Source organism: Flavobacterium sp. XGLA_31 (assembly GCF_051547105.1).
Classification (GTDB): domain Bacteria; phylum Bacteroidota; class Bacteroidia; order Flavobacteriales; family Flavobacteriaceae; genus Flavobacterium.
Genome location: NZ_JBPTTM010000006.1, coordinates 100,869 through 114,225, shown reverse-complemented (window position 1 = coordinate 114,225; position 13,357 = coordinate 100,869). Strand labels below are relative to the sequence as shown.

Sequence of the window (13,357 nt, the reverse complement as noted above, 5' to 3'; positions counted from 1 at the left end):
GTTATTTTAACAAATAAAAAACCACGCATAAGCGTGGTTCTCTGTATCAGTGAATGTGTAATTTATTTTAATAAACTACTAATTTGATCTGCGAGTTCCGTTCCAATGCGGTCTTGTGCCTCTAAAGTGGCAGCGCCAATGTGAGGCGTCAGTGAAATTTTGGGATGCATTAAAATTTGAATTTCGGGAGTGGGTTCATTTTCAAAAACATCTAAGCCGGCAAACATCACTTTATCATTGTCGAGGGCTTCTACCAATGCGACTTCATCAATCACACCGCCGCGGGCGCAATTTACTATCCCGACACCGTCTTTCATCAGTTCAAATTCATTTTTACCAATCACATAGCCTTCCTGAGCCGGCACGTGAAGGGTAATAAAATCGGAATGTTTGATTACCTCTTCCAAGGGTTCGGTTTCAAATTCGACATTGATGAATTGCCCGTTGTAGAAATCTACTTTTACTTCGGCTTTGTCTACAAACTTATCGGCGGCAATTACTTTCATTCCTAAACCGAGTGCCATCTTGGCCACAGCTTGTCCGATTCGACCAAAACCAATGATTCCTAAGGTTTTTCCGCGCAGTTCAATACCATTAGCATAGGCTTTTTTCAGACCGTCAAAATTGGTATCACCTTCTAAAGGCATATTTCTGTTGGCGTCCTGTAAAAAACGCACACCGGTAAACAGATGCGCAAATACCAATTCGGCTACACTTTCTGAGGAAGAGGCCGGAGTATTGATGACATGCAATCCTTTGCTGCGTGCATATTCTACGTCAATGTTGTCCATACCTACACCACCGCGACCAATGATTTTCAATCCCGGACAGGCGTCGATAATATCTTTACGCACTTTGGTAGCGCTTCGGACTAAAATTACGGAAACCTCATGGGTGTTGATATAATTGGCTACTTGCTCCTGAGCGACTTTGGTGGTGATTACTTCAAAACCGGCTTTGTGTAAGGCTTCGATTCCGCTTTTTGAAATTCCGTCGTTGGCTAATACTTTCATTATTTTAAATTCTGCATTTTAATTTTTAAATTATTTTCTTTTTAGTGTTGTTGCTATTTGCTGTTCAGTAGGGTACTCCTTTTTTCCATATGCTTTAACATTCGACCGTCATGGTCTAACACTCGACCGTCATGGTTCAACACTGGGCCGTCATGGTCTAACACTCGACCGTCATGGTTCAACACTGGGCCGTCATGGTCTAACACTCGACCGTCATGGTTCAACACTGGGCCGTCATGCTTCAACACTCGACCGTCATGCTTTAACACTGGGCCGTCATGGTCTAACACTCAGTCGTCACGCTTCAACACTCCGCCGTCTTGGTGCCACACGCTATTCGGAAGCCTTGTTATTCCGCCAATTGGGATTGGGCACTGTATAACGTCTCAAATTCCTTCATTACTTCTACTAATGCCTGTACACTTTCCAGTGGTAAGGCATTGTACATAGACGCACGGTATCCGCCCACGGAACGGTGTCCTGTGATGCCTGAAATTCCTGCTTCTTTCCACATTTTGTCAAACGATTCCTGAAACTCCGGATTTTCCAACAGGAAGGTTGCGTTCATGTTGCTTCGGTCAGCTACGGCCGCGGTTCCTTTGAACATGGTATTGCGGTCGATTTCGTTGTAAAGCAAAGCCGCTTTAGCTTCGTTTACTTTTTCGATAGCTGCAATGCCGCCTTGTTTTTTCAACCATTGTAGGGTTAACAAGCAGGTATATACCGCGAAAACTGCCGGCGTGTTGTACATGCTTTCCGCTTTGATGTGTTTTTGGTAATCCAAAATGCTGGGAATGGCTCTGCCTGATTTGCCTAAAATATCTTCTTTTACGACTACCAATGTGGCTCCGGCGGCTCCCATATTTTTCTGAGCTCCGGCATAGATTAGATCAAATTGCGAAAAATCCAAACTTCTTGAAAAGATATCCGAGCTCATGTCACAGACGATAGGAACTGTTGTTTTCGGGAATGATTTCATTTGGGTTCCGAAAATGGTGTTGTTGCTGGTGCAGTGAAAATAATCAGCATCCGTTGGAATCATATAATCCGTTGGGATGTGATTGTAGTTTTCGTCTTTAGAAGAAGCCACTATGACTGTTTCGCCAAACAACTTGGCTTCTTTGATCGCGTTGTTGGCCCAGGTTCCGGTGTCTAAATAGGCAGCTTTGCCGTCAACTTTCATCAAGTTGTAGGGTACCATTAAAAATTGTAAGCTGGCACCACCCTGTAAAAACAACACCTGATATCCTTTGCCCTCCAAATTTAGAAGCTCTAAAACCAAGGCTCTTACTTCGTCCATTACGGCCACAAAATCTTTGCTGCGGTGGGATATTTCTAAAATGGATAAATCCGAATTATTGAAATTTAAAACGGCCTGAGCCGCTTTTTCGAATACTTCCTGGGGCAAGATGCAGGGTCCGGCGCTGTAGTTGTGTTTTTTCATGGTAAGTGTTTGAAAAATAGTGATGCAAATTTCGGAAACACTCCTCTAAAAAGCGATTTGAATTTTGCCATTATTGGGGGATGTTATCAACGAAAACGTTATAGTTTATAACAATCAGCACCAATTAAATCGTCAGATTTGGATGAGAAACTGCAGCGTATCCACATTGTCGGCATAATCCCAAAGTTGCGGTTTTTGTGTTTGTCCGAACGGAATGCTGTTGGCGACAGCCCCTTTGGAAACGATGCATTGGATTTGGTCGGCCTCATTTTCTAACTGTTTTTTGAGTTCGTCAATGTTGTCATAGTATTCATAAAACACGGATGAAATAGGCGAGGCGTAGCTGCTGTCTTCTTTCAACGTTAAGAATTCGTTATCGAGTAACTTGAAGTTGCTCATCAGGAAGACGGCTTTATTGTAATCGTAATTGTTGGAATATTTTTCGTAGAAGATAACGTCTTTGTAGGCGTAAATGGCTTGGAAGAACGGTTGAAAATCGTATCCTTTGGGCACAAAAAGTTTGGACACGTTGCGGCAACCCAAACCAAAATAACGGAAGATGTCTTCACCGAGGTTGACCAAATCGTCATGGGTTTCATCGCCGGTTAAAACGGCTACGGAGTTTCTGTTTTTGCGGATGATGCTGGGTTTGTCTTTGAAATAGAATTCAAAATAACGGGCTGTATTGTTGCTTCCGGTGGCTATAACCGCATCGAAGTTTTCCAGTTTTCCTTCCGTAAAGGTGATGGATTTTTTCAATTCGGGATTTACGGAGATTAGATAATTTGCCAGAAATTTGATTAGGTGTTGGTCGTTAGATGATGTTTTGACTACAACCTTGTGGCCGGTAATGAGTACCGAAAGAAAATCGTGAAAGCCTACCAGAGGAATGTTTCCGGCCAGGATTAGCCCGACTGTTTTGGGTTTTACGGTTGATAAATCATATTGGGAAAGCCATTGATTTAAATTGTCTTCCTGCAAAGCCTCTGCCCAAGACTGCACCGCAAAATACACTTGCTCTGGTGTGAACCAGCCGTTGTGGGATTGTGATAAGTGAATCAAATCTACAAAGTCATCAAAATACAAATCGTTGAGGAGTACCGTTTCGTTTTTTACATTGTTATCCAATGCAAATTGGCTTAAAAAGCGGCCTAATTCCACAAAACATTTTTTTTTATCGATTTGTAACATGAGTAACTTGTTTATGAATGGTTTTGATTGTAATTTTGCGCAAAATTAATTAAAAATAAGCTATGGCAATCATAATAACAGACGAATGTATCAACTGCGGTGCGTGCGAACCGGAATGCCCAAACACGGCTATTTATGAAGGTGCTGATGACTGGCGCTATAAAGATGGTACCAAGTTACACGGTAAAGTAATTTTGCCAGACGGTACCGAAGTGGACGCTGACGCCGCTCAAACTCCGATTTCGGATGATATTTATTATATAGTTCCGAGTAAATGTACTGAATGTAAAGGATTTCACGAGGAGCCACAGTGTGCTGCGGTTTGCCCGGTAGACTGTTGTATTCCGGATGACAATCATGTGGAGAGCGAAGAAACGTTGCTCAACCGTCAATCGTTTTTACATAATGAATAAAAAAAATCCTGAGTAAGTACTCAGGATTTTTTTTGGGATTATCTTTTTATTTAAAATGTAAAATTCAAGCGGGTGTAATAATACGCGCCGCTGTAGCCCATCTGCACGGCATCCCAATACCCTCCGGCTTCGGTATTGCCTGATTCGTCTTGTTTTGTAGGGTAAACATTGAATAGGTTATTGCTTCCCACGCTGAGTTTTAATTGTTTGATTATTTTGAATCCCAAGGTCAAATCGGTTACAATTTTTGGGTCGTATACGTTATCCATTCCGGCATAATCTACCAAAACCACTTTGCTGAAACGGGTAAAAGCCACTCCGGAATCAAACCATTTTTTTGAAAAGTTTAAATTCAGACCGAATTTGCTTTTGGGTGCGGAGGCTTTCAAAAACGCTATTTCACGAGCTCCGAAGAATGTTTCTTGGTCTAAACCGTTGTTTTTTACTTTGGTTACTTCCATTTTGTTCATATTTCCCACTAAGGTGGCTCCGAATTTAGACGTTCCTATGGTTTTCTTCCAAGCCAATACCAAGTCAACTCCCTCGGTGTTGGTGTTTACTCCGTTTACGAAAAATTGTGCCTGGTCCACGCCCAGGTTTAATGATGAAGCATCAAAATAGCCGGTAAGCACAATGCGGTCTTTTACCGAAACAATGTAGCCGTCAATGGTGGCTGTGAAACTTCCGAAGTTGGCCGTAAATCCGGCTGAACCGTTAAAAGATTTCTCTTCTTTTAATTTTTCGATGCCAAAACCTTTGGTCACATCGCTGTCGTTTTGAGCCAATAAAACTTCGCTAGCCCCTTGTGAATTGAAGTTGGTAAAGCTGGTGTTGAAATATTTTTGTGCCAATGATGGTGCTCTGAATCCGGTGCTTAGCGAACTTCTGAAATTGATTTTATCGGTAATTTTAACGCGGTAAGCCAATTTGAAGTTCCAGGTGCTTCCAAAATCGCTGTAGTTTTCATAGCGCAAGGCCGCACTCATGTTGAAGTCTTTGGAAACATCCAATTCCGTATCCACATAAGCCGATTGACTGTTGCGGGTTTTGTTCACTTCATTTTTCGGGCTGAAGCCCGGGAACCCTTGGGAACCTCCGGGTCTTGGGTTGCCTGATACAGGGTCAATCGGTGCTGATTGTGTAGCTGGATTTGTGATTGGAATTCCATTGGTGTCATAGGTAGCGTAAGAGCCTTCTTCACCGGCAAAAATTTGATATTTTTCGATGCGAAACTCTCCTCCAAAGGCAAAGTTTAATCCGTCCAAGACTTTAAAATTTCTTGTGAAATCGAGATTGGTTGTGTTTTGGTCTAAGCTGAACCCACCGGCGTCAAATGAGGTAGGAGACGCAGCTTCCAAACTCGCATTGAGCGTTCCTTTGATGGTATAGTCGAATTTGTTTTTACCGTAGGCATTACTGAGGTCAATTTTCCAACCGTTGTTGGTATGCGCTTTAAATCCGAAAGCCAAAGAATTGTCTACGATTTTGGAAGTGATTCTTGGCGTGTATCCTCCGGGGTATATGTCTTCTACTACGCGTTCTCCGTCATTACGGGTAAAAGCGTAGGCGTCGGTGTTTCGATCATTTCGGCCTCCAAAAGCATATAAATCGATATGGTCTGTCAGCGGAACCGAAAAGTTTCCCATAAAATTAAAGCTGGTGATTCCTGCTTCTCCAAATCCTTTTCGGAAGTCAAATCCGGGGCGTAAGGTTTTTTCTTTATTCAAAAACTCACCGGTAAAATTGGCAAAACCGCCATTTTTACCCACTTTGATTCCATAATTTACAGCTGCTTTGACTGACTGTCCGTCAAAATCTCTTTTCTTTCCATAGGAATTTCCATTCCCGCTTTCATCGAGCTGATAGCCTGGGGTGTTGGGAGTTCCCGGAAGAAAGTCCCCTTCTGCATGGGTGTTGTAAAATCCGTAAGTAACAGCACCGTTTACCTCGTCGACATTGTCATTTAAAACAATATTAATTACTCCGGCTATGGCGTCTGAACCGTATTGCGCAGCTGCACCATCGCGCAGGATTTCTATTCGTTTGATGGCTGCTGCCGGAATGGCGTTTAAATCGGTACCAGTGTTCCCGCGGCCTCGCGTTCCGAACAAATTCACCAAAGAGGATTGGTGTCTTCTTTTTCCGTTGATTAAAACTAGAGTCTGGTCGGGTCCCATACCTCTTAATGTGGCCGGGTCGACGTGGTCAGCACCATCAGAGCCTGATTGTTTGTTGGCATTAAATGAAGGCGCTACGTATTGCAACAATTCGTTGATTTCTATTTTGCCACTTTGCGTCGTGACACTTTTTACATCAATAATGTCAATTGGAACAGCTGACTTGACCACAGTTCGTTTCGTGTTTCTGGAACCAACAATTTGGACTTCTTTTAATTCCTGTGCTTTGGTTGAATCAATTTTTGTTTCATTTTGCGCCAAGAGAACAGAAAATGGAGAGACCAATAGCAATAGTGTAATTTTTTTCATAAAATGCTTGGTTTAGTTAGTAATTAACTGCAATTTAATATTTATTTCTTATTGATTTAACCTGAAAAATAAAATCCTTTCAACAATTTAACGAACATATTGAATGTTTGTTGATTTTTTTTAAATTTGCTCGAACCCAATTTCTATGAAACAAAGCCTTGTTATACTGTTGCTGTTTTTCACTTTCACGGTTTTGTCACAAAACAGTGAAAAAGCCATTAAACTCATAGATGCGGAGACTAATTTACCGGTTGCCGATGCTACTGTATTTGTTTCCAAGACCAAACAAACGTTGTTGAGTAACGAGGAGGGAGCCGTGACTTTTGTCTTGAATGGGGTTTCGAATCTTCAAATTACCCATTCCTCGTATGTTGCTGTTACCATACGATCTACCACTTTGAAGGAGCGTGTTAATGTCATTTATTTAAAGAGTTCTGTTACTGATTTGGATGAAATTATAGTAACCAAGCAGCATCCGCAAAAAATACTCAAAGACCTAGTAGAGAATTCAACTAAAAGATTAACCGTTCCGGCCCGTTTAAAAGTTTACTCCAGGGAATTTTTTAAAAAGAACGGAGACTATTCCTATTACAATGACGGGTTGATGAATTTTCAACTTTTCGGTAACGATAAAAACTTTAAGAGCAATATTTTGGTAGAGCAAAATCGTTCTTACGGTGTTGTTAATGAAGATATAACGTCTGATGTTTTGGGGTATAATCTCAATGATATTATGGAGAATTATTACAATTTCAAGTATCTGAATCCCGTTTTGGAAAGCAAAGCCAAAAAGGAATACGATTTTATCATCAAAGGGTATTCTGCGAATGCGGATTACAACCTAATGTTGATTACTCCGTTGGACAATGCCAAAGGATTATTAGATGATTTTAAAATCATATACGATCGAAAGAAAAAAATTATTATTGAAGTCAGTTCGTCGGTTTCACCTACCGCTTTGTCGGGGGTGAAAGACAAAACTGCCGTGGGTTCCAAAAACATTTACAAATCTTTATTCAAAACCATATATCGGGTAGATAATTCCAATTATTATTTAGTCAGTTCTAAAGAAGAAATTGGTTTTGAGCGCATTGACAAAGATAAAAAGACCGATATTGAAGTGCGCAATTACTTTGTTACCACGAATTTCAGCAATCACAATTTTACCTACAAAGACAGTGAAGTTTTTAAAGACAAAACCCTGTACAATAAAAAAAATGTCATACTGACCGATTACTGGAATGTTTCCGGGCTTACCGCTACAGAGGAAGAGCAGGCTATTATTTTAAAAATGGAAGATAAAGTCAATTAATCGCTTTGATGCTCTTTGTATTAAATCCCTATTTTGAAGCTATTGTTACTTGGTTTTAATACGTTATATTTGCGCACTTTTTATAATAAAAATTCACATGAAAGCAGGAATAGTAGGATTGCCTAACGTTGGGAAATCAACGTTGTTTAATTGTTTGTCTAACGCCAAAGCACAGAGTGCAAACTTTCCGTTTTGTACTATTGAACCGAATATCGGAGTGGTAAACGTTCCTGATCCCAGAATTAACAAATTGGAAGAATTGGTCAAACCGGAGCGTGTACAAATGGCTACGGTGGATATCGTAGATATTGCCGGTTTGGTAAAAGGGGCCAGCAAAGGTGAGGGGTTAGGAAATCAGTTTTTGGCCAACATCAGAGAGTGTAATGCGATTATACACGTGTTGCGTTGTTTTGATAATGATAATATTGTTCACGTTGACGGAAATGTGAACCCCATTCGCGATAAAGAGACGATTGATATTGAGTTGCAGTTAAAAGACTTGGAAACCGTTGAGAAACGATTGGAGAAAGTAAACCGAGCAGCCAAAACAGGGAACAAAGAGGCTCAAACGGAAAAGGCGCTTTTAGATCGAATTCGCGAAGCCTTGTTGCAGGCCAAATCAGCTCGCACGGTTGTTCCTCAAAACAATGATGAAGAAGTGCTGATGGAAGATTTTCAGCTGATTACGACCAAGCCGGTGCTTTATGTTTGTAATGTAGACGAAGGTTCTGCTGCAACGGGAAATGCCTATGTGGAGCAGGTGCGGGAGTTGGTAAAAGATGAGAATGCAGAAGTCATTGTATTGGCCGTGGGTACGGAAGCCGATATTACGGAATTGGAAACCTATGAGGAGCGTCAAATGTTTTTGGAAGATTTGGGATTGAAAGAACCGGGCTCTTCGGTCTTGATTCGTGCGGCTTATAAACTATTAAAGTTACAAACGTATTTTACTGCCGGAGTGAAAGAAGTGCGTGCCTGGACCATTCAGATTGGTGATACTGCGCCAAAAGCGGCAGGAGTTATTCATACTGATTTTGAAAAAGGATTCATTCGTGCCGAAGTTATTGCATATGAAGATTTTGCACAATACGGTTCGGAAGCCAAAGTAAAAGAAGCCGGAAAGCTTCGTGTAGAAGGGAAAGAATACATTGTTAAGGATGGAGATGTGATGCATTTCCGCTTCAATGTCTAATAGGATATAGTTAAAGAATGAAAAAACCGCTAAAGAAATTTAGCGGTTTTTTTTATGAGATGTTGAATTTCTTAAGTTGTAGATTTCGTTATTTTTGATAATAATCTTGTTAATAAAAACAAAATAGATTCTCTATATTTGTAGAAATACTTCGGTTATGCGGTAGAATATATAGCATTGCAGGCTCGAATATTTTTTGTTTTGATTCTAACTATATACGCATGGTAAATAAGATAAAAGCATCCATAGAATTATCAATGTTGGTATTTATAATGTCTTCGTTGATTATTGGTATTGGAGTCTATGGTATAGTAGAAATCAGATTACTGAACAAAACCTCCGAAAAACTCGTCAAGGATAGAATGTTTCCGATGGATCAATTAGGGGATGTTCGGTACTATAGCACCAATATACTTGCTATTGCACAAGAAGCCAATAAAAAGCAACTAACTTATAGCGATGCTTTATCCAAAATTAGTAAAGCGCAAGACAGTATAAATGCGAATTGGAAAGCTTATCTGAAAACCAACCTTACTCCCAAAGAAAAAAGCAAAGTAGCTCTTTCTCTTGCATCTATCAATCAATCCAATGTTGCAATTGAAAAATTAAAATTGGCATTAGCCCATGAAGAAGAGGTAGCTTTAGAAAAAATAGTAGACAAGGAATTGTTTCCTGCCTTAAATCCGGTTTCCGAAAAAATAGCCGTTTTATTGGCTATTCAGGTTGACGAGGCTAAAAAAATGAATAAGGAGAATGCTAAAATATATACAAATTATACCCAAAAATTTTTAGGAATACTGTTAATAGCGCTCCTTTTTGCTATTCCTTTTTCTTATTATCTGATTAAAAAAAATGGAATCATCATCAATAGTTTCAATCTAAACAATGCAAAACTTTTTCTTACGGAAAAAAATTACCGCAATCTCATAGAATATGCCGGCGAAGCCATACTTATCCTAAACGAAGAAACTGAAATCATTGACTTAAACGAGTATGCTACTCAATTGTTAGGCTACACCAGACAGGAAATGCTATTGATGAAAATTTCAGCTTTGGTGGCCCCCGAAGATGTCAAAGTACAAGCAAGGGATATTAATTATATAAAGAAGCATAAGTTCGCAACATTATACCGAAAGATTAGAAAGAAAGACGGTACTTATATTGAAACCGAAATCAGCAACCGTTTGATGGAAGGCAAAGGTTTTTTTGCTATCATCAGAGATATTACCCAACGCAAGAAAATAGAATCGACTATTAAAGAGTCGGAAGAAAAATACCGTTACCTGTTTAACAATAATCCCGCCTACATCATTATTTGGGATTTGGAAACCTTAGCCATTTTGGAGGTAAATGAAGCGGTACTGGAAAAATACGGGTATACCCAAGAAGAATGGACTTCGATGACTGTGTTGGATTATCGACCTGAGGAAGAACATCATAAAATAAAAGAATTTGCCCGTTACATGATGGAGAATGATGAACCTATTGCTAAAAGAAATTGGCGTCATTACAAGAAAACCGGTGAAGAAATGATTATGGAGATTACTTCTCATAAAATAAAATACAACAATCGAAATGCCATTTTGTCTTTGGCCCGTGATGTGACAGATCAGACTATTGCTGAAGCCAAACTTATGGAGCGGGAAGCCCAACTTGATTTATTTATTGAACACAGCCCGGCCTCTTTGGCCATGCTGGATACCGATATGCGATATATAGCCACCAGTCGCCGTTGGATTACCGATTACAATCTGGTAAATCAGGAGATTATAGGGAAGTCCCACTATGAAGTTTTCCCCGAAATCGGAGCCGAATGGAAAGCCATTCATCAGCGTTGTTTACAGGGAATAGTTGATAAGTGTGAAGAAGATTCTTTCCTCAGAGCGGACGGGAGTTTGGAATGGTTGAAATGGGAAATCCGACCGTGGTATAAAGCCACAGGTGAAATAGGAGGTGTTATTATGTTAACTGAAGTAATCACTGAGCGTAAAAAAGCAACAGAATTATTTCAGAAGCAATTTGAAAATTCGCCCGATATCATTTTGTATGTCAATCGTTTTTACAAAATTGAAGCAGTCAACAGAGGGGTTTCTATGGCTAAGGAAGATTTAATCGGATTGGATTGTATATCCGTATTGCCCGAAGAAAGTAAAACCATAGCAGAAGAAGCATTGCAAAAATGTTTTGCCACAGGTGAAAATCAGGAAATTGAGAACACACTAAGTAATGGTAACTGGGTCCGCTCCCGCTTTGTTCCAATTCTGACTAACGGGGAAGTCACCCACGTGATGATTTTTGCTACTGATATGACAGAGCGCAAACAGGCTGAAATCAAATTGCTGCAAAGTGAAGAAAAATACCGGGCGTTAACCGAGAATATCAGTGATGCTATTGTCTTGGTTAATGAGGATTTTGAAATTGAATACCAAAGTAAATCTGCAGAACTGATTGCCGGTTACAGATTTGAAGAATCTCAATCGAAATCAGTATTCGGGTTTATTTATCCCGACGATTTATCTAGTGCAAAAGCCTTTTTTAATCAGGTCTTACATTCTCCTGAGAAGCCTATTAACAATCAGTTCCGGGTGATTCATAAATCAGGACACGTGATTTGGGTAGAAGGGACAGTTTTAAATCTTTTGAATAATGAAAATATCAAAGGCATCATTATCAACTACAGGGATATTACTAATCGAAAACGATATGAAGAACAGCAGGCTTTGATGGCTTCTATCGTTAATTCTTCGGATGATGCCATCATTAGTAAGTCCCTTGAGGGTATTATTACCTCCTGGAACAAAGGAGCCGAAAAGGTTTTAGGGTATACTTCTGATGAAATTATAGGAAAGCACATAACTGTTTTAATTCCTCTTGACTACAGAGAAGAAGAGAAAAGCATCATTGATGCTATGCGGAGAGGGGTAGCTGTGGAGCACTATGAAACCCGAAGAATGAAAAAAAACGGAGAATTAATTTATGTATCCCTTACCATATCTCCAATAATCGATGTCAACGGAACTATTATCGGAGCTTCCAAAATCATGCGTGATATTTCAGAGCGCAAAAAATTTGAAGATGATCTTATTCATTACAATGAAGAACTGAAAAAGACCAATGCAGAGTTAGATCGTTTTGTTTACAGTACTTCGCACGATTTAAGAGCACCGCTTAAGTCTATGTTGGGACTCATCAATATAACCAAAACCGATATTGAAGAAAAAGCACCATCAGCGGAAAATTCCGGACTCATTGAGCGATTGAATATGCTTAATAAAAGTGCTTCCAAACTGGATAATTTTATTGAAGACATTCTTAATTATTCAAGAAATGCACGCTTAGAATCGGTATATGAAGAAATTGATTTTGAAGATTTAGTAAAAGAGGTCAAAGCAAACCTCAAATTCACGGATGAAAAGAAAATTGACTTTACCATTTCGGTAAATTCAAAACAGCCATTTGTGTCTGATTATCAAAGACTGGCTGTGGTTCTAAATAACATTATATCCAACGCCTATAAATATTCGGATACTACTAAGGAAAAATCTTTTATAAATGTTACTTTTGCCGCAGATAAAACCAAGGCCACTATCATTATTGAGGACAACGGAGTAGGGATTCCCGAAAGTGACCAAGAGAAAATATTTGATATGTTTTATCGCTCCACCACACTCTCTACCGGTTCAGGAATTGGATTGTATATAGTTAAAGAAACGATGCACAAACTTGGGGGGACAATCAGAGTAGAGTCGGAAGTGGGGAAAGGCTCGAAATTTTATATTGAAATCCCAAATCAACTCAATAGTTAACCTGCATTTTTATGAAAACGAATCATGTTTTACTCATCGATGACAATGAAATTGATAATTTCATCAGCAATCATGTTATTCAAAAAACTAAAATAGCCGAAAAAATCACAGTCAAAGGATCAGCCGTTGAGGCTTTGGAATATTTGGAAGCTGTTAAAGATGATTCAGACGCTTTCCCGGATTTGATTTTTTTGGACATTGCCATGCCTATCATGGACGGCTTCGGATTCTTAGAAGAAATTGGTAAATTTCCTAAACCTCAGGAGAAAAAATGCGTAGTGGTCATGTTAAGTTCTTCCAACAATAGGAATGATATTGCCAGAGCGATGGATTTTGACGTTGTTATTGACTTTTTTACCAAACCCTTACGAATAGAAATGGTAGAGGATTTGGTTCAAAGAAAAAAAGTGTAAGCACCATTTACAGCTAATTTACCCAGTGTTTTGTTGTCAATATCATTATTGATAACTTCTGATTTTTGTCCTTTTATTTCCCTTCGA

General features: G+C 39.5%; 9 protein-coding genes. 5 read left to right on the top strand and 4 right to left on the bottom strand.

The features are described 5' to 3' along the window. Positions 1-62: 62 nt before the first annotated feature. From ACSVH6_RS11315 to ACSVH6_RS11305, 3 genes are all read right to left on the bottom strand, one after another. Positions 63-1,013, bottom strand: a complete 951-nt coding sequence (locus tag ACSVH6_RS11315) for a D-2-hydroxyacid dehydrogenase (RefSeq protein WP_438078556.1) — start codon at positions 1,011-1,013, stop codon at positions 63-65. A 349-nt stretch (positions 1,014-1,362) separates the two neighbouring features. Continuing rightward, on the bottom strand, positions 1,363-2,457 hold the full coding sequence (serC, locus tag ACSVH6_RS11310) for a 3-phosphoserine/phosphohydroxythreonine transaminase (RefSeq protein WP_438078554.1): 1,095 nt from the start codon (positions 2,455-2,457) through the stop codon (positions 1,363-1,365). Positions 2,458-2,589: 132 nt separating this feature from the next. Next, positions 2,590-3,648, bottom strand: a complete 1,059-nt coding sequence (locus tag ACSVH6_RS11305; RefSeq protein ID WP_438078552.1) for an acyl-CoA reductase — start codon at positions 3,646-3,648, stop codon at positions 2,590-2,592. A gap of 62 nt (positions 3,649-3,710) precedes the next feature. Between ACSVH6_RS11305 and ACSVH6_RS11300 the strand changes: the two genes are divergently transcribed. After that, complete coding sequence (locus ACSVH6_RS11300) at positions 3,711-4,061, top strand: 4Fe-4S dicluster domain-containing protein (protein ID WP_438078551.1); 351 nt, start codon at positions 3,711-3,713, stop codon at positions 4,059-4,061. Positions 4,062-4,111: 50 nt separating this feature from the next. On the opposite strand, the gene ACSVH6_RS11295 is transcribed toward ACSVH6_RS11300, so the two are convergent. Next, positions 4,112-6,547: a TonB-dependent receptor plug domain-containing protein gene (locus ACSVH6_RS11295; RefSeq protein WP_438078549.1), complete on the bottom strand. Its 2,436-nt coding sequence runs from the start codon at positions 6,545-6,547 to the stop codon at positions 4,112-4,114. 145 nt (positions 6,548-6,692) lie between these two features. Here ACSVH6_RS11295 and ACSVH6_RS11290 point away from each other — a divergent pair, with 145 nt between their 5' ends. The 4 genes from ACSVH6_RS11290 (at position 6,693) to ACSVH6_RS11275 (ending at position 13,270) form a co-directional block, all read left to right on the top strand. Continuing rightward, on the top strand, positions 6,693-7,859 hold the full coding sequence (locus ACSVH6_RS11290; protein WP_438078548.1) for a hypothetical protein: 1,167 nt from the start codon (positions 6,693-6,695) through the stop codon (positions 7,857-7,859). A 97-nt stretch (positions 7,860-7,956) separates the two neighbouring features. After that, positions 7,957-9,051 carry a redox-regulated ATPase YchF gene (gene ychF / locus ACSVH6_RS11285; RefSeq protein ID WP_438078546.1) on the top strand — a complete coding sequence of 365 codons (1,095 nt, stop codon included), beginning with the start codon at positions 7,957-7,959 and terminating at the stop codon, positions 9,049-9,051. A 221-nt stretch (positions 9,052-9,272) separates the two neighbouring features. Then, entirely contained in the window at positions 9,273-12,857 is a 3,585-nt protein-coding gene (locus ACSVH6_RS11280) for a PAS domain S-box protein (protein WP_438078545.1), read from the top strand. A gap of 11 nt (positions 12,858-12,868) precedes the next feature. Further along, the gene (locus ACSVH6_RS11275) at positions 12,869-13,270 is read left to right on the top strand and encodes a response regulator (protein WP_438078543.1); all 402 of its coding nucleotides are present in this window, start codon (positions 12,869-12,871) and stop codon (positions 13,268-13,270) included. Positions 13,271-13,357 lie beyond the last annotated feature (87 nt).

Excerpts from the sequence above, each read along its gene's own strand:
- ACSVH6_RS11315 (WP_438078556.1), bottom strand. The coding sequence starts at position 1,013 with ATGAAAGTATTAGCCAACGACGGAATTTCAAAAAGCGGAATCGAAGCC.
- serC (WP_438078554.1), bottom strand. The coding sequence starts at position 2,457 with ATGAAAAAACACAACTACAGCGCCGGACCCTGCATCTTGCCCCAGGAA.
- ACSVH6_RS11305 (WP_438078552.1), bottom strand. The coding sequence starts at position 3,648 with ATGTTACAAATCGATAAAAAAAAATGTTTTGTGGAATTAGGCCGCTTT.
- ACSVH6_RS11300 (WP_438078551.1), top strand. The coding sequence starts at position 3,711 with ATGGCAATCATAATAACAGACGAATGTATCAACTGCGGTGCGTGCGAA.
- ACSVH6_RS11295 (WP_438078549.1), bottom strand. The coding sequence starts at position 6,547 with ATGAAAAAAATTACACTATTGCTATTGGTCTCTCCATTTTCTGTTCTC.
- ACSVH6_RS11290 (WP_438078548.1), top strand. The coding sequence starts at position 6,693 with ATGAAACAAAGCCTTGTTATACTGTTGCTGTTTTTCACTTTCACGGTT.
- ychF (WP_438078546.1), top strand. The coding sequence starts at position 7,957 with ATGAAAGCAGGAATAGTAGGATTGCCTAACGTTGGGAAATCAACGTTG.
- ACSVH6_RS11280 (WP_438078545.1), top strand. The coding sequence starts at position 9,273 with ATGGTAAATAAGATAAAAGCATCCATAGAATTATCAATGTTGGTATTT.
- ACSVH6_RS11275 (WP_438078543.1), top strand. The coding sequence starts at position 12,869 with ATGAAAACGAATCATGTTTTACTCATCGATGACAATGAAATTGATAAT.